This window comes from Streptomyces goshikiensis (assembly GCF_014650555.1).
Taxonomy (GTDB): domain Bacteria; phylum Actinomycetota; class Actinomycetes; order Streptomycetales; family Streptomycetaceae; genus Streptomyces; species Streptomyces goshikiensis.
In genome coordinates this window covers 251865-274538 of sequence record NZ_BMVE01000009.1, presented here as the reverse complement: position 1 = coordinate 274538, position 22674 = coordinate 251865, and the positions used below count along the sequence as shown (strand labels likewise).

The 22674-nt window shown below is 67.9% G+C and carries 11 protein-coding genes and 2 pseudogenes; 7 read left to right on the top strand and 6 right to left on the bottom strand.

Annotation, left to right across the window (positions count from 1 at the left end; genetic code table 11):
* Positions 1-12: 12 nt before the first annotated feature.
* From IE248_RS25425 to IE248_RS37565, 3 genes and pseudogenes are all read right to left on the bottom strand, one after another.
* Positions 13-10566, bottom strand: coding sequence for a LamG-like jellyroll fold domain-containing protein (locus tag IE248_RS25425; protein ID WP_190031789.1), 10554 nt, complete (start codon positions 10564-10566; stop codon positions 13-15).
* 441 nt (positions 10567-11007) lie between these two features.
* On the bottom strand, positions 11008-12216 hold the full coding sequence (locus IE248_RS25420) for a hypothetical protein (RefSeq protein ID WP_190031788.1): 1209 nt from the start codon (positions 12214-12216) through the stop codon (positions 11008-11010).
* Positions 12217-12367: 151 nt separating this feature from the next.
* Positions 12368-12636, bottom strand: a pseudogene (locus IE248_RS37565) (hypothetical protein).
* A 125-nt stretch (positions 12637-12761) separates the two neighbouring features.
* On the opposite strand from IE248_RS37565, the gene IE248_RS25415 reads away from it, so the two are divergent.
* From IE248_RS25415 to IE248_RS25400, 4 genes and pseudogenes are all read left to right on the top strand, one after another.
* Entirely contained in the window at positions 12762-13022 is a 261-nt protein-coding gene (locus IE248_RS25415; RefSeq protein WP_190031787.1) for a hypothetical protein, read from the top strand.
* 134 nt (positions 13023-13156) lie between these two features.
* The gene (locus IE248_RS25410; protein WP_190031786.1) at positions 13157-13459 is read left to right on the top strand and encodes a hypothetical protein; all 303 of its coding nucleotides are present in this window, start codon (positions 13157-13159) and stop codon (positions 13457-13459) included.
* A gap of 590 nt (positions 13460-14049) precedes the next feature.
* Positions 14050-14859 (top strand): class I SAM-dependent methyltransferase, encoded by an 810-nt coding sequence (locus IE248_RS25405; protein ID WP_190031785.1) that lies wholly within the window; start codon positions 14050-14052, stop codon positions 14857-14859.
* 43 nt (positions 14860-14902) lie between these two features.
* Positions 14903-15166 (top strand): annotated as a pseudogene (locus IE248_RS25400) (Tn3 family transposase); the annotation flags it as partial.
* 161 nt (positions 15167-15327) lie between these two features.
* On the opposite strand, the gene IE248_RS25395 reads toward IE248_RS25400, so the two are convergent.
* The gene (locus IE248_RS25395; RefSeq protein ID WP_073797274.1) at positions 15328-16173 is read right to left on the bottom strand and encodes an ABC transporter permease; all 846 of its coding nucleotides are present in this window, start codon (positions 16171-16173) and stop codon (positions 15328-15330) included.
* On the bottom strand, positions 16170-17078 hold the full coding sequence (locus tag IE248_RS25390; RefSeq protein WP_190031784.1) for an ABC transporter ATP-binding protein: 909 nt from the start codon (positions 17076-17078) through the stop codon (positions 16170-16172). Before IE248_RS25390 ends, IE248_RS25395 begins: the two co-directional genes overlap by 4 nt.
* Before the next feature lie 133 nt (positions 17079-17211).
* Between IE248_RS25390 and IE248_RS25385 the strand changes: the two genes are divergently transcribed.
* A complete protein-coding gene (locus IE248_RS25385) occupies positions 17212-18465 on the top strand; it encodes a sensor histidine kinase (RefSeq protein ID WP_190031783.1) in 1254 nt (417 codons plus the stop codon).
* Positions 18462-19121, top strand: a complete 660-nt coding sequence (locus IE248_RS25380) for a response regulator (RefSeq protein ID WP_190031782.1) — start codon at positions 18462-18464, stop codon at positions 19119-19121. The genes IE248_RS25385 and IE248_RS25380 overlap by 4 nt, the downstream gene beginning before the upstream one ends.
* A 725-nt stretch (positions 19122-19846) precedes the next feature.
* On the opposite strand, the gene IE248_RS25375 is transcribed toward IE248_RS25380, so the two are convergent.
* On the bottom strand, positions 19847-20236 hold the full coding sequence (locus tag IE248_RS25375; protein ID WP_143196312.1) for a hypothetical protein: 390 nt from the start codon (positions 20234-20236) through the stop codon (positions 19847-19849).
* A gap of 682 nt (positions 20237-20918) precedes the next feature.
* Between IE248_RS25375 and IE248_RS25370 the strand changes: the two genes are divergently transcribed.
* Entirely contained in the window at positions 20919-22661 is a 1743-nt protein-coding gene (locus IE248_RS25370; protein WP_190031829.1) for an immunity 49 family protein, read from the top strand.
* Positions 22662-22674 lie beyond the last annotated feature (13 nt).

Below are 22674 nucleotides of genomic sequence, written 5' to 3'. Positions count from 1 at the left end.
CATTCCTTCCGACTACCAACATCTGTATGTGGCTGCGGCCGTGTTGTCGAACTCGCACCGTACGTCGACCGTACCGGTGGAGATGAAGTTGACCTTGGTCGGGATGACCGACGTCGGGTCGTCGTACACAGGAGTCACATGGACGAACTGGTTCCCACCCTTCTTGATTGAAGTCACGACCTTGTCTTCCGCATGGTCATACATGGCCTGGTTTGCCGATTGGTACATGGGAACGAAGTTCCGCGTATCGGTGTTCGATCCGCCCATGGCAAAGCCAATGAGGTGGCCGCGGGCCCGGTTCTTGCCCGGCAGATCCTTCAGTCCCGGCAGAGCGAACCCAAGGCCGGGCCGGGGCGGTGCCACGTAGTCGTCCTTGGTCAGGTCGGCGTACGCACCGCTGGCCACACAGGCGCCAGCCTGGCGCTTCCGCGGAAGGTAGATCTTGTTCGCGACGCCCTTCTTGTTCACGCTCCAGCCGACACCGGTGTCACAGGCGTCGTCGTCTGTACTACCGCCGGCTCCACTGTCACTGCCCGGAATCGGGGCGAATCCAGTGAGAGGTTGGACCACCTGGTCCGGGGCGCTCGCGTCGTCGCTGCCGCCCGTGAGCATATTCAGGAGGTTCAGAGCGCCGATGACCATGTCGACGCCGTTCTTGGGGTCCCAGCCGCCCTTGCCCGGATCCCAGTTGGGCTTGGGAATGTGTCGCGGGGCGGGAATCGGGGAGCGTCCGTTGTTGGGGTTCTGGTCAATCGGGGGGGGCGGAGGGAACGTCGCAGCGCGACGGCAGTTGACACGACAGCCACCGGGACCACTGCCAGAGCTGGCGCTCGTACCTACGCCGGGACTGGTACTGGGGCTGGTACCAGGGCCAGTGGAAGGGGCAGTGTCGTACTGGTTGCGCGATCCCCTACCGCCGCAGTCGACGGTGTACCAGTACTTGTCACAGTTCCTGTAGCCCCGGAACGGCTCGCCCTTCGTAGACGGAACCGAGGTGGAGGAGTTTCCGGAGAAGTACTCCTCGACGCCGTTGAATCTGTTGATTCTGCTCTCGAGCTTGAGGAACCGAGCGAGCTGGGAGCGCATCGACGATGCGGAGGTAGACGGGGCGGGCAGTGGTGAAGTGCTGTAAGGCGTGAGTGTTCCGGTTGAACCACTGCCACCGCCCATCTCGTTCCTGTGACCTGTGGGGTCGGTCCCGTTCAGCGGGCCGGCGTTCGCGTACGTGTAGCGGTTGGCCTGGGCCGACGGGTTCGGGTCCAGTTGCCAGGTGTCGCGGCTGGTGAAGCTGCCGATGCCGGGCTGGTACCAGCGAGAGGCCATATTCACCTCGCCGGTGGAGGCGTCCGTCCAGCCCGATTGGTATCCGACCGACGGGGTGATGCCGTTGCTCGCGGTCACCTTGCCGAGGGCGTCGTAGGCGCGGGACGAGGCGACTGAGGTGCCGTCCGGGGTAAGGCCGGCGACAAGGTCGGTGTGGCCGTCTGTGACGGCTAGGCGGGCCGAGCCGGCGGTCCCGGTGGTGACGCTGGAAAGCAGCGTTCCGCCGGGGGTGCGACTGTAGGTGGACGTGCCGTCCTTGGCCAGGTTGTTGGAGCCCCCGTCGTAGATGAAGGCGGATCCGTTGTGGGTCATGACGCGGTCGAGGGAGTCGTAGGTGAAGGTGCTGGTGCCGTTGGTGATCGTGCGCTCGAAGGCATCTGAGTTGATCTGGCGGCTGGTGCCGCTTTCCGTCACCGTTTTCTCGGTGCCGCGGGCGCTGTAGGCGAAGGTCTGCGTGCCCCAGGTCTCCACCCGGTTGCGGGAGTCGTAGGTGGCGGTGGCGTCACCCCTCTTGGTCAGGTTGCCGGACTTGTCCCACTCGTAGGGGGTCGTGGTGGCCTCGCTGGTCTCGGAGGTCATGCGGCCGGCGAGGTCGTAGGCGTACGTCTCAGCGCCCGCCCCGGCGGTGCCCACTGCGGTCTTCTTCACGAGCCTGTCATCGAGGTCGTATTCGTAGGCCGTGCCCTGGATTGATGTACCGGTCCCTGTGCGGGTGACGCTGTCGTTCGCGAGCCGGCCCAGAGCATCGTAGGTGTACGAGCGCTTCGCGGCGATGGTGTAGGTGCCTCCGGCGGCCGGGCGAGCGTACTCATTCACGGTCGGGCGTCCTGCAGCGTCGTAGCCGCTGCGCACCTGGGTCCCAGTCAGCGGGTCGGTCGTGGTGCCGAGGCGGCCCGCCGGGTCGTAGGTGAAGGCTGTCGCCCCTGCGGCGTCGGTGCGGGAGGTCATCTGACCGTCCGCGTCGTAGGTGTATGTCGAGGTGCCGCCCGGGCCGTCGGTCGAGAGCAACTGGCCGCGGTCGTTGTAGGTGTAGGTGTTGTTCGTGAGGATTCCGTCGCCGCCCGCGCCGGTCATGCGGCCTGCGAGGTCGTAGGACAGTGTGCGTGGACGGGTGGCCACGCTGGTGCCGGAGCCGGTCTCGACGGTGAGGCGGCCGAGGGCGTCGTATGTCTTCTGGCGCTTGACGTTGCCGGGCAACTGCTCGGTGGTGAGCTGGCCCGCCGCGTCGTAGACGTTCGTCCAGGTGCGGACGTCGGCGGCCCAGTGCTGGGTGGTGGCAGGTTCGATCGTCGATTCGGGCAGGCCCCACGTGTTGAACGTGTAGTACGTGGCCTTGCCGCGGCCGTCGGTCAGGCGCGTGCGGTGGCCCGCCGCGTCGTAGCCGAAGGTTGTGGTGATCGAGTCGGTCGCGGTGACGGGTTCGACTTGCTTGGTCTTCTGGCCGAGGGCGTCGTAGGTGTATGTGCGGCGTGCGCCGCTGGCCGAGACGGATGCCGTGACGTTTCCGTCGGCGTCGTACTCGGTGGCGACCGAGCGCAAGGGCGAGGCGCCCGTGCCGTAATCCGTGACGGATGTCGGCTTGCCCATGACGTCGTACGCCGTGACCGTCTTACGGCCGGTCGCGTCCTTCCCCTCCGTCGCACGGCCGAGGCCGTCGTAGACCGCACGGGTGATTCCGCCGAGCGGATCGGTGACCGCCAGGGCCTGGCCGGCCGTGTCATATGCGGTGGTGGTGCGGCGCCCGCCGGGTGTGGTGGATCCGATCTGGTTGCCCGCGTCGTCCCAGGTGTAACGGGAGACGAGGTTCTGCAGGGTGGGCTTGCGCTCGATGGTGGTGGCGGTGAGTTTGCGGCCCAGTTCGTCGTAGGTGGACTCGGTGCGTGCCCCCGTGGGGTCGGTCGCGGAGAGCGGCAGACCGGTGGGGGTCCAGGTGTAGGTACTGACGCCGCCGCCGGACAGGTCGGTGGTGGTGCCGTTGAAGGTGGTGGCGCCTGGGGCTGTGAGTCCCTGGGCGCCGGCCACGGCCGGGTCTGTCTTTCGGATCTGGTTGCCCAGTTGGTCGTACACGTAGTAGGTGGCACGGCCCAGTGGGTCGGTCGTGGAGGCTGGGTTGCCGAGCTTGTCGTATGTGGTGCGGGAGACTGCGGTGATGGCGGTGCCGCCGGGCGGGGTGTAGGCGGGCAGTGTGACTGCGACGGGGCGGCCGAGCTTGTCGGTCTCCGTTCGGGTCACCTGGCCGCGTGCGTCACGTGACTCGGTGGTCTCGCCGAAGGTGTTGTAGCCGGTGAGGGTCTTCGGTGTGACGGCTGCGGCCGTATTGCCGTTCTCCTCGGCCTGGATCTGCGGCATGGTCTGCTCGATCAGGCGGCCGAGCGCGTCGTAGCGGCTGGTCGTGGTGTTGCCGCGTGGGGTGACCTGGGTGAGGGCCATGCCCCGCTGGTCGTAGGTGGCCGAGGATGTCCGGGTACCGGTGCCGTCGGTGACGGTCGCCTTCTTCGGGTTGCCCGCCGCGTCGTATTCGGTGGTCGAGGTCAGCTTCTTGCCGGCGTCGTCGATGGACTGGGTCTGCTCGGTGATCCGGTCGTCGTTGTCGTAGGCGAAGGTGGAGACCCGGTTCAGCCCGTTGGGGTCGAACACCGCACGCGTGGTACGGCCGGTGGCATCGACCGTGTTGACCGTGGTGCGGCCGCCGCTCGACGTCTGCGAGACCGGGTTGCCCGCGCCGTCGTAGGAGTTGGACTCCAGGACGATGTCGTGCTTGGAGCCGTCGGACTGGGTGACCTGCTTCGCCGTCGCTGTGGCCTTGAGGCCGTCGTCGTAGTAGGTGAAGGCGGTCGTGGCGCCCATCGCGTCGGTCGTCGAGGCCAGGCGGCCCGCCGGGTCGTACGCGTTCGAGACCAGGACCAGATCACGCGTCTGGCCGGAGGGGTGGCCGGTCCAGTCTTTCAGTACCGACTCGGCGAGCTGGCCGCGCTTGGTGTAGGCGTGCGTCACCACGTTACCCGCGGGGTCCGTCTCGCGGATCATCCGGCCCAAGAGGTCGTGGGTGAACGTCGACTCGTTGCCGGCCGCGTCCTTCGCACTGTCGTTCAGACCGAAGGCGTTGTAGTGGTACGTCGTGGTGCGGGTGGCGTCGCCGCCGGTGGTGTCCTGCGTGGATTCGGTCAGCAGTTGGCCGTCCGCGTCGTAGGTGCGGCTGACGTTTGCGGTGTGGGTAACACCGGTGACCTCGTTCTTGGCCCCCGGGGCGGACTCTGAGGAGATCCGCGACATCGCGTTGTACGTGTACGACGTCGTCACGCCGTCGGGAGTGGCGTCGGAGGCCTGGGTCTCAGTCAGCTTCCGGCCGATGGCGTCGTAGGTGTACGTGGTCGCGAGCCCGGAGGGCGCAGTCACCTGTGCGATGTCGCCGTTGGCGTAGTAGGTGTACTTGGTTGTGGCGCCGCCGGGTGTTTTGCGCTGGGAGACCAGGCGGGGCGGGACAGTGCCGCCGCCGACCGCGGCTTCGGTGCCGGCCGTGTAGGAGGTGATGGACTGTCGGCCGTCAGCGAGGGTGACGGAGAAGGGCAGGCCTCGGGTGGTGTAGCTGGTGGTGGTCTTGTAGCGGGTGTCGTCCGGGTCGGCCGATCGGGCGTCACGGACGCTGGTGGGCTTGTCGTTACGCAGGTCCAGGGGGTCTGCAGCGTTGAAGAAGTAGGTGGCGTACGAGGTCCAGCACGAGTTGCTGTCGCGGCAGGTCGTGGTGGAGACGGTGTTGCCGCGGCTGTCGTGGCCGGTGATGGTCGAGTGGCCGTTGGGGTCCGTCACAGTGTGCGGGAAGCCGCCGGTGTCATAGGCGTAAGTGGTGACACCGCCGTCCGCGTCAGCCGATGCCACCGGGCGCTGTCCGCGGATCGCGTCGTAGGTGGTGCTGGTGACGGCCCCGGCGGGGTCGGTCACGGTAACGGTGGAGGCGAGAGAGGAGGCTCCAGCTTGTGAGCGAGCACGGTAGTGCTCGGATACCTGGGAGCCGGTCAGGGCGTGCTGGTAGACGGAAACCTCGTCGATCTGCCCGGTGAAGAAGCTGATCTCCGCGGGAGCAGAGACCCAGTTCTTCGCAAAGCCGGCACCGATGTAGGTGTGCTTGCTGTCCTCGTGGTTGACCGGCGCGTTGGACTTCTGCGCGACCTGCGTTCCGTCCAGGTAGAGCGTCTGGGTGGCGGCGCGTGCCGAGACCACGGCGTGGTGCCAGGCGTTGTCGGTCACGGTGATCGATGAGGCATTGGAGCCTGCGCTGACGCCCGAGAAGTATTCCCCGTGGAGCTTTCCATCGGCGCCGACGTAGAGCACGGGTGCCCAGTCGCCGGCGACCTCGGAGGCACCTGCCAGGGGAAGTTCCTGGTTGCTCAGGAGCACACCCGGCTTGGATGTCTTGAACCACAGCTCGACCGCGACGTCCGTGGTGGCCATGCCGATCGGGGGGAGCTCCGCGTAGCCGTCGCCGGTGAACTCGACCGCGGACCCGTCACCGATTCCGAAAGCGCCGGCCGTGTCCGGTTTTGCCTTGGTGTAGGCACCGTTGCCGCCGGTGACGGCGACCTTGTTGATCACGCTCGTGCCGCTGGTCTCATCCAGCGGCCAGTAGCCCGTCGGAGCATCGGCCATGACCGAGCCGCGGTACTGGGCGCCGCTGCCGGTGACGAGGTGGTTGCGGGCCTTGAAGTGGTCCGCGACGGTTTTCGCGTCCAGTTCCTTGCCGTACAGGGCAGCCTCGTCGAGCTGGCCTGAGAAATAGCGGACTCCCGGTGCCTGGCCGTCCCAGTTGCTGCTGGAGTATCCGGCGCCCAGGTAGGCGTAGGCCAGGGACTCGGGGGCGACGGCTCCTGTCTTGGATGCGATCTTCACACCGTCGAGGTAGAGGGCCTGCCCGGTGGCGCTGCCGGCGATGACTGCGTGGTGCCAGACATTGTCTGTGACCGGCTTGCTGCTGGTGAGCGCGGAGATGGCCTGCCCGTTCCACAGATGGCCGCGGAGCTTGCCGTCCCCATCGATGAGCAGGCTCGGGTTCCAGTCCTGTGGGGTGGTGTCGAGCGCCGTGTTCTGCAGGGACAGCAGGACGCCGCTGGGCTTGTCGGTCCGGAACCAGAGTTCGGCCGACAGCGCGCTCTGCCCGCTCAGGGGTTCTGCGGGAACCTGGACGGCGCCCTCGGCTCCGTCCAGCGTGATCGCTCCGTCTTCGCCGTCCAGGAACGCGCCGACGGCACCGAGGGTTACACCGTCGCGGTAGGAGCCGTCGCCTCCGCTGGGTATCTCATCTGCCGCGGCGGCGCCGCTGCTGTCGCCCAGGCGCCAATAGTTGGCCGGGGTGCTGGAGCGGACGGCGTTCGCGTAGGCCGCCGAGCCCGCGGAGTAGCTGGGTGCGGAGATCTTCCAGGTACCGCCGTTGTCGTCGGTGACCTCGGTGGCCCGCTCTGTGTCGCCGTTGTAAACGACGTTGGCGCTGACCCGGCCCGACGGCAGGGTGGCTCTGGTGAGCTTGGAGGATCCGGTGCGGGCAGCGTAGTGGGCTGCCACAGCGCCGGCACCGAGGGCGCGGTGGTAGACCGCGACCTCGTCCATGGCCCCGGTGAAGCGGCGCACGCCCGCAGCGGCTCCGTCCCAGGCGGCGCTGGAGTATCCGGCCCCCAGATAGGTGAACGTTTTGCCGTAGTGGTCGACCGTACCGGCACGGGTGCCGACGGCCTGACCGTCGAGGTACAGGGTCTGGCTGGTGCCAATGCTGGTGAGGACCGCGTGGTGCCAGGCGTTATCGGTGACGGTGGCCGGGGAGGTGATGGGGCTGGTTCCCATGGTGCTGAGCTCGAAGCCACCGTGCAGCTTGCCGCTCTGGTTGATGCCCAGGACCGGGTTCCACCAGTCCGGCTGGCCTTCCGTCAGCCGCTTGTCCTGGAAGCCGACCAGTGTGCCCGGCTTGTCTGTCTTGAACCACAGCTCCACCGAAAGCACGGTCGACGAGGAGAGCGTGGACTCTGGCAACTCGACGTAGGAGTTGGTGCCATTGAACGACGTCGCCTTGTTGCCAGTTCCGGTCAGGGCACCAGCAACGCCGAAGGTGACATCACGGTAGTGGCCGGCGTTCAGGCCGGTGCGGGAGACGGCCTCACTTGCCGCGGACTCCCCCTCCGTCTCGTTCAGCCGCCAGTAGCCGACCGGGTTGGCATCCTGCACCAGGCCCCGGTAGTGGGAGCCGTCGGCGTACTCGTAGACGGTGCACGCAGTGGCCGAATCCGGCGGGCAGACTTTGATGAGGCGGTCGCCGCTGTAGGTATAAGTCCAGGTCAGAGGTGCTGAGGCAGGGCCGACGGCTGCTGTGGAGACCGTCTTGACCTGGTTACCGCTCCAGGTGAAGCTGAGCGACCTCTGCGAGGTTGCATCGGTGGCCGTGGCGAGGCGGCCACCACTGCTGTACGTGAGGGCCTGTTCACGGCCGAAGCCGTCGGTGACCTTGGTGAGCAGACCGGCCGAGTCGAAAGCGTAGACGGTTCCGCTGGCATCGCGGAGCATCCAGCCGCCGCCTTCGACAGCGGTCAGAGTGGTGGTGGCGCCGGAAGCAGAGCTGTAAGTGCCGTCGGAGTTGCGCCCGAAGCGGGCCTGGCTGCCGTTGGCCCGGGTGACAACAACGTTTCCGTCGCCTTCGGCCGCCGCCCGCATGTCCCAGCGGGTTGCCCATCCGGCACCGAAGGCGTTCGTACTGCGCGGGTCCTGCGAGTTGTAGGTGCGGGTGACCGCCAGTTCGGGGCCGATCGTGGAAACGGCGGCGTCGGTAGCGGCGGTGGCGTAGTTTCCGCTGCGGGCGCCGAACGCGCGAGCGCTGTCGGTGTCGGCGCCGCCGAGGTGCGAGGTGATCGCGGGCTGCGGGACCTGAGTGGTCAGCAGCGAGGGCCCGGGGCGTTTCGACTGGTCCTTGCTGTCGCTGGCGTAGGCGTACCACGCGTAGGTGGTGGACCATTTCAGCCAGTCGGTGGGCACGTTCCAGCTCTGGGAGGAGGCGGAGGGTCCCGTCCGGCAGTTGCTCCGGGTGTCCTTGCCGACGACTTCGCAGACCTCGAACTGGTAGGTGAGGGTGTTGGGAGAGCGATCGAGGTCAGTGGCGGACGCCCACAGGGCGGGGGTCAGGGTGTCCACGACAGTGCCGCTGGGCGGTGCTTCACCCGTCAACTGGGGAGGCGTATTGACCGCTTCGACGCGGACGGCCGCACCGGGGACACCGGCGGTGGTGAAAGCGGAGACGCCCAGGTCGTCCATCGTCCACACCAGAGTGTAGGTGCCTGGGGCGAGCGGGGCGATCTTCGCGTCGAGCGTTACTGAGGAGCCTGGGGCGATGTCACTGGGCATCAGGGTCCAGCGGATCTTGTCAGCGTCGCTGATGAGCTTGTTGGCCGCGTCGTACAGCTCGTACTTGAGCTTGATGTTGCCGTTCTTGGGCCAGGTCTCCTGGCCCTGGTTGATGACGGTGACCTTGAACGTGCCCTCGGTCGTCGCGGTCATCGGGGTAACGAACTGGCCCAGCTTGTAGGTGGCCCCGTACTTCGTCCACGTCACATCAAGGCTGGGCTTGCCATTGGGGTAGTCGTCCGAGCCGAACTGCTTCCAGCTATTGGAGTCGCTCGCCGACGCCTTGACCGCCAGGCCGTAGTTCGGCTTGCGGCCATGCGTCCAGTCGTCGACCAACGTGCGGCCGGAGGAGCCGAGCGGGATGGACTCCCACGCCGGACCGCAGGACCAGGATGTGGTGCCTGAAGGTCGCCAGCCGTGGGCGAAGGACTTCGATCCCAGCGGCGAGCCGGTCGCCGGCCCGGGGTACGCGGAGGTGCTGGTCTCGGACCAGTTCGAGGTGATCTCGTGGACGGTGACGGGACGCGCGGTACAGGAATTGGACCAGCTGTTGTAGAGCGCCAGTCTGGCGTCGACCACCCAGGCGTTCTTCAGAGCACCGCTGCTGAGCCCGTCGAAGCGCAGGAAGGAGGCCGCCTTGTGGCCGCCGCCGTCGTAGGTGCCGGCCTTCAGGACGGTGTCGCTGGCGAAGTTCTGATTGTAGGGGGCCTCGACATACGTCCCGGACGTCGCGCTCACACCGGTGACGGAAGGGTCGACCTTGACTGGGAAGACACGTTCGGAAGCCGTCAGCCAGGCCTTGTCCAGGGTCACGACCAGCGTCTGGCGGCCCGGCGCGCCCTCAAGGCTGTAGGCAACGCCGGAGGATATCGCGCCCTCGTTGGCGTTTTCCGCGAGGTTGGAGTCCTCCATCCAGCCGGCGGGCATCCACGCCTTCTGCTGCCCGGCTGCATCGGTGAACGCGATGCCGCCGTGTTCGTCCACCTTGGCGGTGAGACCGTTGACGGCGAGGGGGAAGCGCCACTGAGTCGGAGCGGACGCGTCTTTCAGGAGCAGGGTTTCCTTGACGGACTGGCCGCCCGCTATCAGCTCCAGGTCGGCGGCGGGGCGCACCTCGGGGTAGGTGATCACGCTGCCGTCGACCGCGCCCCTGGAATGGGCGGCACCTTCGATGCCATAGCCAATAGAACCCGAGTCGTTCACGCCGAGGCGGACCAGCGTTTCCTCGTCCGCGAATTCACCGAAGCGGACCTGCTCCTCGGTTGAGCGGGTCTCCCACCCGGCCTCTGTTCCGCTCATGACCCGCATACCCGGCGCAGCCTTCGCCAGGCTGGTATCAATCTCCTTCCATTTCCCGTCTCGGGAAAGGAAGTTGACGGGCTGATCGTAGAACCGTGTGGTGAACGTCCCGTCCGGGTTGGCGTACGTGCGAGCCTGCCGCGCACGCTCCTGCGTAAGTTCCACGCTCGCCCCCGGGGCGAATCCCTGCGCGGGAGGCGTGCCGGGCGGGCTGACCTCCCGAGTCACCGGCTTCGGGGCGTCAGATTCCTGGCCCAGGTCGACGCGAGCACTCCCTGCGGCAAGCGGCAGCTCCTCCGCTGAAGGCACAGCCCCCGCCCGCCCGCCGGCGGCCGACGCCCCAGTCTCCCGTGAGGACACCGCATGGGCGCGGTCATCCGCCGTGCCCCAGCCCTGACCCGGGCGCTGCCCAGCGCCCTGCCCGACCTTGGCCATGGCCCAACGAGTCGCCGCGAGGGCAGCCTGCTCTGTGCCCGCGAGGACAGCCAGCACAAACGCCACAAAGAAAACCAGCGGACGCGCGATACGCACGACAAGCCCCCACAAGAAAGAACACGAAGAGGGGCCCATTCCTAGCTACCGAGACGATCACCTGGCAACCCAGCCGCGGGCGATCGGGCATCGCACACGCCAGCCGCATTCAAAAAACTATCCACATAAATGCCGCTGAAAATCGATTGATCAACCAGGAATCCTGAAACAGGTGTGACAGACCTCATATGTTCCGAACCAACAAGCAGGGTGCGAGAACTGACGGTATGTCCATCCGTCAGCAGCCAGCTCACGTCACCCCGCACTCGTCCACTCCACAAGCTCCAGAACGACACCGCCACCCTGACACCGGAGCGGATGGAGTAGTTGTCCAAGATCGGGATGAGGTGGGCGCAGCCGCCACCGGGCGGCAGAGCGGCTGCGCTGCGAGGCCGTAGGTCGCAGTTCAGGCAGGTGGGGCCGGACAGCAGGCGCTGTCCGGCCCCACTCGTACGTTGCCATCGGAACTAGCGGGTACTCCTACGCTCTGGCTCCCTCAAGCTGCGAGTCCGGCAGGTGACCGATCTGACTGACGAAGAGGCCCAGCATCAGTGCCCCTTCAAGGCCGGTCATGAGGGAGACCAGCTGGTCCCTCTCCTCTGGGGTTCCGCGATCGGCGTGCTTGATCTTCTCAAGACGGTCACGTGTCGCCACGAACACGCGGGCGAAGACGTCTTCGAGGAGGGCCGGCCCTTGGCCGTCGTCGTACTCGGTGGCTCCACGAGCCGTGGGGCGCCCGCGGTAGAAGAAGCAGAGAGCCTCGGCCCGCTTGGTCGGCAGCGTCTTGCCGTCCTTGTTCGTATGGGTCAAGTCCGGCTCGTTCGGCAGGTTGGCCTCCACCCAGGCCAGGGCCTCGTCCTTGGAGAACGCTTCGCGCAAGATCCGGTCGATGACCTCGACCAGCGAGTTGGCGGCCTGAGAGATGCCGTCCTCCGAGTGTTTAAGCGCGTCCTTGGCGCCCCTGAGCTTCCGGACGAGCCTCGAGTTCTCCCTCTCCAGTCTCTTGACTGAGGACTCGACGACTCGTTGCCTGATGCTGGCGGTGATCTCCGGCATGTCGTCGGGCCGCCAAGCGGTGAGGTCGTCGGCGGTCGCGATCGTGAGCTGCATGGGCAGTGTGGAGAGGAACTTCTTCCCTAACGCCTTGTCCAGCTGGACGAGTCCCTTCATGATCTCCAGGCCGATGATGTCGGACTTCGTGACGGCTTTCCGTTGGTTCTCGGTCATGTTGCCGATGGCGTCACCCCAGGCCACGGCGAAGGGCATCAGACCGCGAAGTCCGCGCCGGATCGCCAGCCCTGCGACCGCGGCATCCTCTTTCCACGCGTTACGAAAACGCCTTGTGCCAGCTGCTCCCAGCAGGCGAACCGCAAAAGCCTGGTAGTTCAGCCCTTTGAATGCGGTGATCCAGGACATGGCCTCATCCGTGTCCTGAAGTTTGGTGAGGATGTACTTCAACCCTGCTTCGGCCTCGCCACTAGTGAACTCGTCGAAGACGGCGGCGCAGCGGTCCTGCCAGGGCTGAGAGCTATCGGCGTCCATCAAGGTGTAGCAGAGGGAAACCAACATGTCCGCCCCGGTGATCAATCCGTCATCCACCTGAAGCTTGGCGCGGACCTCGGGGCCGAGGTGTCGAAGGAATTCAGCGATACGTGATCGACTCACATCACCGGCCGCAGGATTCTGCATGTTCGCCTCGCTTCACCACGCACGATGGATTACCGATAAACATACTCGGACTGCACGGAACGCGTCACTGATTTTGTGAACCGCTACCCAACAACGCCTCCGACGAATAGGCCCTCCAACAGAGCCCCCGACAGGCACTCCTGGTGAAGCCTCAGGGCGTGTCTCCGGACCAATCCCAGCGGCGCCGCTCGCCGGGGCGCGGGTCGTACTGGGCGCGGCCGCCAGGCCGCACTGCCCGAGCTCGGTCATCAGCGCGACGCCGGTCTGGATCTCATCCACTGTCCAGCCAGTGATGTCGAGCAGCAGACCATCGAGCGGGCCGCCGACCAGTTCGGCGTAGTCGCGGTGCGGCAGCGGGCCCGGGTGGTCGTGGTCGGCGCCGTAGACCCGGCCGCGCAGCAACTCCTCATTCCTGTCCATGCGTCCCCGCGTCCCAGCCGCCACCGACAGCGAGGCGCCCTATCGGCCGCATCAGCGCCGCTGCAGACCGGGCCCGCGCGAACGGCTGGGATGTCAAGGCTTTCGCCAGGCCATGGACTCTGCCGATGACCGCGATAGGCGAAATCTTCTTCGGCAAGGTGATGTGGCAGCCCGACATGACCCAGGTGTGCTCCCGCGACATCAATCCGCCGCTTCACGCGTGGGCAGCGCAAGGAAACCCATCAGACAGTGCCTCGGAACGGCCCACAGAGGAACGCCCGGACGAACGGCCTGAATCCCCGTCGGACGACGACATCAACGACTCTGTGGACTGTGGCCGCCAGATCTACTACGAGACGGTTTGCGAGCAGTGCAAACTCCTTTGACCCAACGAAGACCACCGTGTTGCGGCCACCTCAAGGCGCCGACGGCGCTCTTTGTAGGGCAGCGTGATCAGCTCAATGCCGTCGGCCTGCAGGACGTCGAACGCCATGTAGTAGGAGAGCGACTGCCTGATCTGTTGCTGGCCATCGCGGAGCTGGTCGTCTTCCCCGTGACCGCGCTCTCCGACGACACTGAGCCCTGCGCTGACTCCTTCGCCCTGGACAAGGTCGGTGTCACCTGCCTGACGGCGATCAGGCAGTGCGCCTCGCACGTCCTCGGCGGCTGCCGCGCCGGGGAGCGGCCGCACCATCGCGACTTCGTCGGCCGGGTCCTCGCCGACGCACCGACGGATCTCCTCCGGGCTCTCCAGGCGCTGCGCGACGAACAGGTGGAGGGGCCCCGCGCGGTGGTGGAGCGTGGGGTGGCCATGCACCACTGACCGCACCACCGCACCGGTTGGGTGCGCACCCCCGTGTGGCCGGTGGTACCCATCGGGTGGACCTGGTGCGGTGGAGTGGACCGGCGGGTGCGCACCAGGTGGATGTGCGGCATCGTTCCCCGCCGATGTCGTCCACTCCACCCAGTGGGGCTCCACACGGTGAAATGGATGCAGAGCACGGTGACGTCCGCTCCCGGCCTGTGGAGTCCACGCGGTGGAGTGGACGCCGGACATCGTCGGTGCGCACCAGCGCACCGGGTGCGCGCCGTCGGGGTGCGCTCAACGGCAGGCCTCCCGGCCCCGGCGCGGTTCGGGCTCTGGCGGCGGTGCGCCTGCTGATCGTCCCGGCGCACCGGTTGCGCTGCTCATCGCTCTCCCGTCCCTGCCAGCACACACCAGTGGCTCACCGATTCGGTCACCACTCACCAGCTCTTACGCACCGGTGAGTCACCGGTCCACTCACCACCCACAGCGCCGCACTCGCTGGTGACCCGAGTTCACCGCACACGCCCTTCCGTACCCCGCCCTCCGGCACGCGCCGGAGGGCTTTCGTGCTTCCCGTACGAGCGCAGCGGTGGGAAATTGGAGGGGTGAAGCCTCCGCCCGATGGGTTGTTTGCCTCGACGGTGCCGTACTACGCGAGGTTCCGGCCCGCGTACGATCCCCGTCTGTTCGCTCTCCTCGGTCAGCGTTTCTCCTTCGATGGCTCCCAGCGGGTGCTGGATCTGGGGGCGGGCAGCGGAGCTCTCACGCTGCCGCTGGCGCCGCTCCTACGAGAGGTGATCGCCGTCGATCCGGAGCCTGAAATGATCGCCGAGGGGCGCCGTCTTGCCGCCCAGGCACGGGTGAGCGGCATCGACTGGCGACTCGGGAGCTCTGACACGCTGCTCGCGATGGACGTGGGGCCAGTCCTGCTGACAGTGATGGGTGCCTCGTTCCACTGGACGGACCGGGAACGGCTGCTGCGCGACCTGGACACCCTGATCGAGCCCGAGGGCGCGGTGGTGCTGGCGACCTGCGGAGCCCAGCACGACGACCTGGAACCTCCGCCCTGGCTGGCCGTGGTCGAGCAGGTCCGTCGTCGCCATCTGGACCCCGAACGTCTTCGGGGCTCCGGGCCGGCCGGGTATCCCGACGTGCGGCACCAGGAGGTCCTGCTCCGCTCGCCGTTCTCCAGGGTCGAGGAGGTTCACTGGGACCAGGCGGTCAGCCGCAGCGTGGACGAGGTCGTTGGGCTTCAGCTCTCCTACAGCTTCACCAGCCCGGCCGCACTCGGCCCCGGCCGGGCGGCCTTCGAACGTGACCTCCGACAGGCCCTGAACGCCTTCGGTCCCGACGGCGGATTGTTTGACGAGCGTGTCCGCACCGAGGCTGTTATCGCCACCCGGCCCCCAGGGTGAGCTGGGCCATCCCCCGGTGGCCTCTGCACTCCTGACCTGCGGCGGTCCATCTTCGCTGTCACGAACTGCCTATGGGAAGGCCGGGCAGCTCTACCAGCGCCACCAGGACGGCATGGAGGACCAGATCGGCGCCCTGGGCCTCGTACTCAACGCCCTGGTGCTGTTCAACACCCGCTATATGGATGCCGCCATCACCCAGCTCCGGGCCGACGGCTTCGACGTCCGCGACGAGGACGTGGCCCGCCTCTCGCCGTTCCTGCGACACCACATCAACATGCTCGGCCGGTATTCCTTCCAGCTCCCGGACCTGCCAGGCGGCCTGCGGTCCGGGAGCTGGATGCCGTCGATGAGGAATAGTTTCGTCAACCCGTCATCCTGGTCGCGGCTGGGGCGGCCATGCTCGTCAGCGACGCGGAGCCAGTATCGGAAGGCCGAAGTGCCACCCAGGCAGTTGGCTGACCGGCTCTCTCACTGGTCGCGCCGTTGCGCGCTGGTGACGGCGAGCACTGCTGTGGTGAGCGCCCACACCGCATAGACGGTCCAGGCTCCACCGGTCGTCCACGGAAAGTCGGTCCGGGGTGAGCCGACCTCCACGAGCCGTGACCACGCCTGGTAGAGCGTGGCGTGCCCGGCGACCGCCGACCAGTGGCGGCCGTCGGTGAAGACCATGGGCAGTACGAGGATGGCTACCACAGAGGCGACCATGGTGGCCGAGGTGTGCCTGATGACGGAGCCGATCGCCATGCCGGTGAGCGCGCACACGGGCGCAAGAAGAGCGGACGCCGCTACAACGCGCAGGGCACCCGGGTAGCCGATCGACAGGCCGGCGTCCCGGCCGTCGAGGATCGCCTGCGTCAGCCCGAATGAGGCCCCCGCGACGATCGCGCCGAAGACAGTACTGACGGCCGTGACGACCACTGTCTTGGCAGCCATCACCGAACGGCGGGCCGGAACGGCCGCGAACGTCGTACGGATGGTGCCCGTGCTGTACTCGCCGAGGATCGCGACGGCGCCGATGGCACCGAGGGCGAGCATCATGACCATGACGGCGTTCGCCGTGAACGCCTCCTGCAGCGGAATTCCGGCCCGGACGAAGTCTGCCCGGTCCGCCGCGCTCCGCTCCGGCCAGTAGTTGTAGGTGTCGTAGGCGGTGCCCGCGTTGAACGCGATGACGGCCAGTGCGGTGGCCCCGTACGCGATCCAGGTGGAGCGCAGCGACCGAAGCTTGATCCACTCGGCGGCCACCAGGTCGTGAAATCGGGCGCGGGGTTCGTCGGCGCCGAGTTCGTCAACGGCAGCGTATGTCGTGGTCACTGGGGGTCTCCTGCAAGGTATTGCACGCTGTCGGCGGTGAGCTCCATGAACGCCTCTTCCAGGGAGGAGGACCGGGCGCTGAGGTGATGCAGCGGAATGCGGTGTTCCATGGCGATCTCACCGATCCGGACCGCGGTCACACCGGTCACAGCAAGCAGGTCGCCCGCCGTGTGGATAGTCGCTCCCTCGGCCGCGAGCAGGTCTCTCAGGACGGCCGATGCGGGCGTGCTCACCGTGACGCTCTGCCGGGTGCCACGAGCGGAGAACTCCGCGAGGCTTTCCGCCGCGATCAGCTCGCCGCGGCCGATGACGATCAGCTGGTCGGCGGTGTGCTCCATCTCGGACATGAGATGGCTGGAGACGAACACGGTGCGGCCTTCGGCGGCAAGTCGCCTGAACAGGTCACGCACCCACCTCACGCCTTCCGGGTCGAGGCCGTTGAGCGGTTCGTCGAAGAGCAGTACCGGTGGGTCGCCGAGCAGGGCGGAGGCGATGCCGAGCCGCTGTTTCATGCCGAGCGAGAATCCGCTGATGCGGCGCCGGGCGGCCTCGGCGAGACCGACCTCCCGGAGCACCTCCTCCACCCGGCGCTGCGGAATGCGGTTACTGCGCGCCAGGGCGGACAACTGTGCAATCGCGCTGCGCCCGCCGTGCACATCGTGCGCGTCGAGAAGGGATCCGACATGACGCAGGCCGCGGGGGCGATCCCGAAAGGAACGGCCGCCGACAATGACGCTGCCGCTGGTGGGCTCATGCAAGCCGAGGACCATCCGCAGCGTGGTGCTCTTGCCCGCACCGTTGGGTCCGAGGAACCCGGTCACCTGGCCGGGTCGCACGGTGAAGGTCAGATCCTTGACGGCCGTCGTGCTGCCGTATCGCTTCGTGAGCTCGTTGACTTCGATCACGGGGACAACGGTGCCGGGGGGCGACCTTGCCCGTCGTCGGGCCGGAGCTGACAAGTGCCGGACATGAGTGTCAACCCTGGTTGTACAACCGCGGGCCGATGGCCCAGGGACGGCACACGGTTACGATCACCAGATGTCCGCCTCCGTGTCTTCGCCGCTACTCAAGCGCATACCCCCGGGCCTGTGGACGGCGCTGGCGTGGTTCGCGGCAGCAGTGGAACCCATCGTCGAGTACGTCGTGATGCCGCCGAGGCCGACGCACTCGCTCAACTTTCCTCGGGACGGGCTTGATTCGCTTGGCGCCCGGGCCCTGCTTGCGCTCGCGTTCGTGCTGGTCCTGGCCGGTAGTGCGGCGCTGCGCCGCAGCACTACACCGGCCTACGCACTGGTGATCGCCGGCACGGTCGCCTCGACGGTGGCCTGGCGCCAGGACGAGATCCCGCCGCTGCAGTTTCTGGCAGTGGATGTGGCCCTCTGCTACATCGCGGCCATCCGATCCCGACGGAGTTCGCTCACGGCGGCCGCGGGGGCACTCGCCGTGCTCACCTGCTACTTCATGATGCGGCTGCTCATGGGGGACGACTCCGGAATCGCCCCCGAGCCCTTCCTGGCCCTGACCGTGGTCATCGCCTGGCTCATCGGCAACTCGGTGCACCAGGCCCGCGCCCACACCGAAGAGTTGTACGCACGGGCCGCCGCGCAGGCCGTCACCGCCGAACGGCTGCGCATCGCCCGCGAGATGCATGACACCGTCGCCCACAGCATCGGCATCATCGCCCTGCAGGCCGGCGCCGCAGCCCGGGTCGTCGAGACCCAGCCGGCCAGGGCCCGGGAGGCGATGCTCACCGTGGAGAAGGCGGGGCGCGAGACCCTGTCCGGGCTCCGGCGGATGCTCGGCGCCCTGCGCCAGGCCGACCAGAATCAGGAAGGCACCGGTCAAGACCATGGGCGTGCACCAGCATCCCTGCATCCGGCCCTCGGCCTGGCGGACGTGGAACGGCTCGCCGCGACGGCCACGGCCGCCGGTGTCCGCGTGGAGGTGCGCCGGCAGGGCAAGCACCGCCCGCTGCCCGCTGACATCGACCTCGCGGCGTTCCGGATCGTCCAGGAGTCGGTGACCAACGCCGTACGGCACTCCGGGGCCGATTCCTGCCTCGTGCGCCTCGAATACCGCGCGGACGAACTCGCCGTCGAGGTCTCGGACCGAGGGAAAGGCGGCGGCACCGGCACCGACACCGGATACGGCCTGATCGGCATGCGCGAGCGGACTGCCCTGCTGCGCGGCGATTTCACGGCCGGGCCCCGTCCCGGGGGCGGCTTCCTGGTAGCGGTCAGATTGCCGATACCGACAATGACTGAGGCAGAAGAGAAGGCGAGAGCCATATGACCATCCGCGTCGTACTCACCGACGACCAGCCCCTGGTCCGCGCCGCCCTGCAGATGGTCATCACCGACACCGCGGACATCGAGGTGGTGGGCGAGGCCGGAGACGGCGCGGAAGCGGTACGACTGACGGAGGAACTCGCCCCCGACGTCGTCGTGATGGACCTCCGGATGCCCGGCATGGACGGCATCGAGGCCACCCGGCTGATCACGAAGGGCACCGGCTCCGCACGCGTCGTCGTCCTGACGACCTTCGACGACGACGACTACGTCTACGGGGCGCTGCACGCCGGCGCGTCCGGATTCCTCGTCAAGGACATGGCCCTGGACGACATCCTCTCCGCAATCCGGATCGTTGCCGCCGGGGACGCACTGATCGCACCAGCTGTCACACGCCGGCTGATCAAAGAGTTCACCGCCCGACCCGCAGCGTCACCGCCGCGGCGGGCGGAGCTCGGCGCCATCACCGCCCGGGAACGCGAGGTGCTGACCCTCGTCGGCAGGGGCCTGTCCAATACGGAGATCGCAGGCGAGCTCTGCATCAGCATCGCCACCGCCAAGACCTACCTGACCCGCCTGCTCGCCAAGCTCGATGCCCGCGACCGGGTGCAGCTGGTGATCCTGGCCTACGAGGCGGGCCTGGTGGCAACATCCCAGTGAGTGGACGGACTCCCTGCGCAGCGAGCACCGGCCCGCCGGCCGCGCGGGAGAGCATGGAGGCGGTGAAGCCGTAGTTGATGCGCTGGGCCATTGCCGCGTAAGTGAGCGCCTCGCGCTGGCTCTGGGCACGAAGCCACAGCGCCAGCGCTTCCATCTGGCGGGTGCTGGCGGCAACGGCGTTCTCACGCCGTCCCATGACGGTCCGCCGCGTCGTCCCCTCGGCGCGGGCCACGGCAGCCCTCGTCCCACCGGCCACCGCCGGTCGTGGTGGTGGCTGTGCCGGAGTGGAAGGTGACGTCGATGCGGTCCGCTCACGGCCCGAAGCCACTGAACGTGCATGTCGGCGACTGCACCATTTGTCATCGAAGTTGGACGGACAGCTGTTTACGCCAGCGAAGATGGATCACTGCATGGTTGGTGACAGCGAAGCCGGACCGGCAGGGGCTTGAGCTGTGCGATCTCGGAGTCCAGCTCGCCGGAGGACCGCACTTTGCCGGCAGGTGCCCGAGCACCACTTGCGGGCGCGGGGCGGCTCGAGGTGGGCCGTGGAGGTTCCGCATGCCGCACATTCCCGCTGGTCACAGCCTCTGGTGAACTCCTGCTCGAAGGAGTGGTCCGAGCACCAGGGGTTCGGCCTGAGGGGCTGGGAGGGGCAACGGCAGGCCAGCCAGGACGAACCGGCACACCCGGAAGATCTGCACCCGACCAGGTTCACGTCGAGAGCGTCAGCACTTCTCCTTCCGTGCCTGCTGGATCAGCGGCTCGGCCTCGTCCAGCGTGAAGGTGACCTGCCAGGTCTCGGCCGCCCGGTGCAGGGTGTCGGCGAACTCCTGGTAGCCGTGGTCCTGTTGAGCTGCGTCGGCGGCACGGTTGGTCGCCGTGTTCAGGTACTGCTCGGCGGTCTGGTAGTAGGGGTCGGTCAGATTTGACGGCCGGGGGCGGGCGAGTTGGTCGGTCAGCTGCTGCAGGGAGGCGCAGGCGGACTTGGCAGACTCGCGCGCCGCCACCGTGGCCTTGGAGGGAGTCGAGCTGCAGGCCGCCAGGGAGAGCGTGCACGCTAACAGCAGGGGCAGGGGCAGTGACAGGCGAAGTATCAGCTGACGTCGACTAGTCATGGATCAATCCTAGTTAGTATGACTGCCTGACCGCCCGGAAATCCGGTGGGCCGCAGCCACCGTCCTGCCCGGCCCGCATCTGGGTCTTGTCTGCTCTCGCCTGCAACGCGGCTATCGACGACGGCACCCCTTCCGCCCACAGGAATGCTGACCCTGGGCCCAGTGGCGCGCTGCCTGGCTGAGGCGGAGGCGTGCGCCGGAGCGGGGTAAGCGACCGCAACACGCGAACCCCGAGCCCGTGGTGATCCACTGCCCGAAAGTGACGGCCGTCGTGGCAATCTGAGCGACAGCCTTGGCGGTCCCTGCTGGCGACCGCATTGTGGGGGGGGGTGCCGTTGCCCCGGACGACGGCAGAGCCGTCACGGAGCGGGCCAGCACCGGCTCGACCGGCGGTGAGAGGTGCGCTCTCCGCTCCTACGCCTTCCGCGCCACGTCCGCCCGCACGCCGCGCGGCCCGCGGCTCACCAAGTGCGCGGCACCCAGAAGGGAGATGCCACGCGGTCCTGGCCCGCGCCTGACGGACGACGGCGGTTTGCGGCCCCCTTGGGTCCGCGTGGCTCCCAGGGGACGGCGCTGCGCGGCCCGGGCCCGGTCACAGCAGTCGTCGGCCTGTCAGATCCCGCACCTAGGCTGTGGCAGAGATCGATCAAGGAGCAGGGCAGTGCGAATAGAACGTCACCAGGTGCGCGAGGCCGTCGTGTCGGCAGCGCGAGAGGACTTCACCAACCGGATCGGGGGTCAGGTGCGGTCCATGTCGAGGGCCGGCCGGATGGCCACCGACGAATGGCAGTCGATCGCCGAAGAGTTCCTCGACTACCTGGGCGCCCTCTCCGTCGCGACACCCGACCTCGACACCTCGGAGGCCAAGGCGGCCCTCAAGGACGCGTCGGAGGCCGCGGCCGGCGCCGTTGCCTACGCCGCGTACTACCCGCACTGCAGCTTCCAGGTCTTCCTGGAGTACGTGAACTTCGGCATCAACTACGACCCGGGGGAGGACGCTGACGCACCCGAGGAGAGCGTCACCGCCGGGGAGTGGATCGACGCGCTCTGCCTCGCCGTCCTCAGGGACAAGGCCACGTTCCACGGCGAGGCCTTCCACTTCGCCCGCGACAAGTTCGTCGCACAGGCGGCCGGCACGCCCGCCGGCGAACTCGTCACCGGGCTGATGGCCGTGGTCCTGGATGACACCGGCGACGACGAGGAGTACCCGCCGAGCGCGCAGGCCAAGCTCACCGCCGTCGATGCGGCGCTGGGCCGCATCAGCACTCGCGCCGCCGAGACCGGCGAGTCCCTCCAGGAGCGGCCGGACAGCGCGGCCCTCCACGCGTTGCGCGCCCTGGTCGTCGAGGACCGGGAGGCCTTCGATGCCGCGCTCGCCGATCTTCTGGCCCGGCACGCGGCCCTGCAGGGCCCCGCGTCCTCTGCGAGCACTCTGCTTCCGCTCGTCCCCCTCGCTCTCGCCGCGCTCGCGTACCGGACGCTGAGCTGGGCGCCGGCCGTCCGCACCGACTACCTCCCGCACGCGCTGGTCACCGGCTTCGAGACCCGGGGTCCCAGGGTCGCAGGGTTCGGCCGCGACCGGCGGCCGGACGCGGTCGCCGCGCTTGCCGCGGGCCCGCTGGTGGTGGAGCGGCCCGCCTGTGAGCGCGCGGGGATCGGGCAAGTCGAGGCCATGTACGAGGGACACCTCCGGGAAGCGTTCACCCCCGTCGACGGGAAGCCCCTTGCCGCCTGGCGTATCGGCAGCGCCATGGGCGATCAGGAGCGCCTCTTCCAGTGGCGGGCGGGCAACCCCGGCAGCGACACGGACGCCCAGCTCGCAACCCTCCGACTGGCCTCCCAGCTGGGGGCGGCGCTGTTCCGCATCGCGCTGGCGATGCCGGGCACGGAGGCCGAGGTGACCATCGCAGGGCGCACCCTGCGCTACCCGGCCAAGCGTGGCGAGAATGCCGGTGCCGGGTACTGGCAGACGGCCGTCGCCTTCGCCCTGATCACCGGCGTGCGCGAGGACCTCGCCCCGCTGGTCCTCACCGGCCCCACCTTCGCCCGTCCGGACGGCTCGGCGTTCACCGAATACCGCGGCGCCCTCCACGCCTACCTGAAGGGCGCCGAGCCCGAAGCGGCCGCGCAGCGGGCACTTCGGGAGGCCGAGAAAGCCGAGGACTGGGGCTTCCCGATGCCGCCCGCCGTCCTGCTGTCGCAGCTCGTGGAGGGCGACGAAGAGAGCTTCAACCTCGCCTTGGCCGACGCGCTCGAGGCCCACCGGGCCTACTACGAGGTCGCCGACCGCGCCGACGATCCGGACGTTTCCGTCAACCTCGATGTCCTCGCCCTGGCCTGCCACGCCCGCCGCCGCGGCTGGGCGATCCGGGTGGAGTCCCCCTACCTGCCGCAGGATCTCCTGCGGGCCGCTGAACCCTTCTAGGCCGAGTATCGAA

Coding starts and splice junctions, on each gene's coding strand:
- IE248_RS25415 (WP_190031787.1), top strand. CDS start 12,762: ATGACCGCGATAGGCGAAATCTTCTTCGGCAAGGTGATGTGGCAGCCC.
- IE248_RS25420 (WP_190031788.1), bottom strand. CDS start 12,216: ATGCAGAATCCTGCGGCCGGTGATGTGAGTCGATCACGTATCGCTGAA.
- IE248_RS25385 (WP_190031783.1), top strand. CDS start 17,212: ATGTCCGCCTCCGTGTCTTCGCCGCTACTCAAGCGCATACCCCCGGGC.
- IE248_RS25425 (WP_190031789.1), bottom strand. CDS start 10,566: ATGGGCCCCTCTTCGTGTTCTTTCTTGTGGGGGCTTGTCGTGCGTATC.
- IE248_RS25375 (WP_143196312.1), bottom strand. CDS start 20,236: ATGACTAGTCGACGTCAGCTGATACTTCGCCTGTCACTGCCCCTGCCC.
- IE248_RS25380 (WP_190031782.1), top strand. CDS start 18,462: ATGACCATCCGCGTCGTACTCACCGACGACCAGCCCCTGGTCCGCGCC.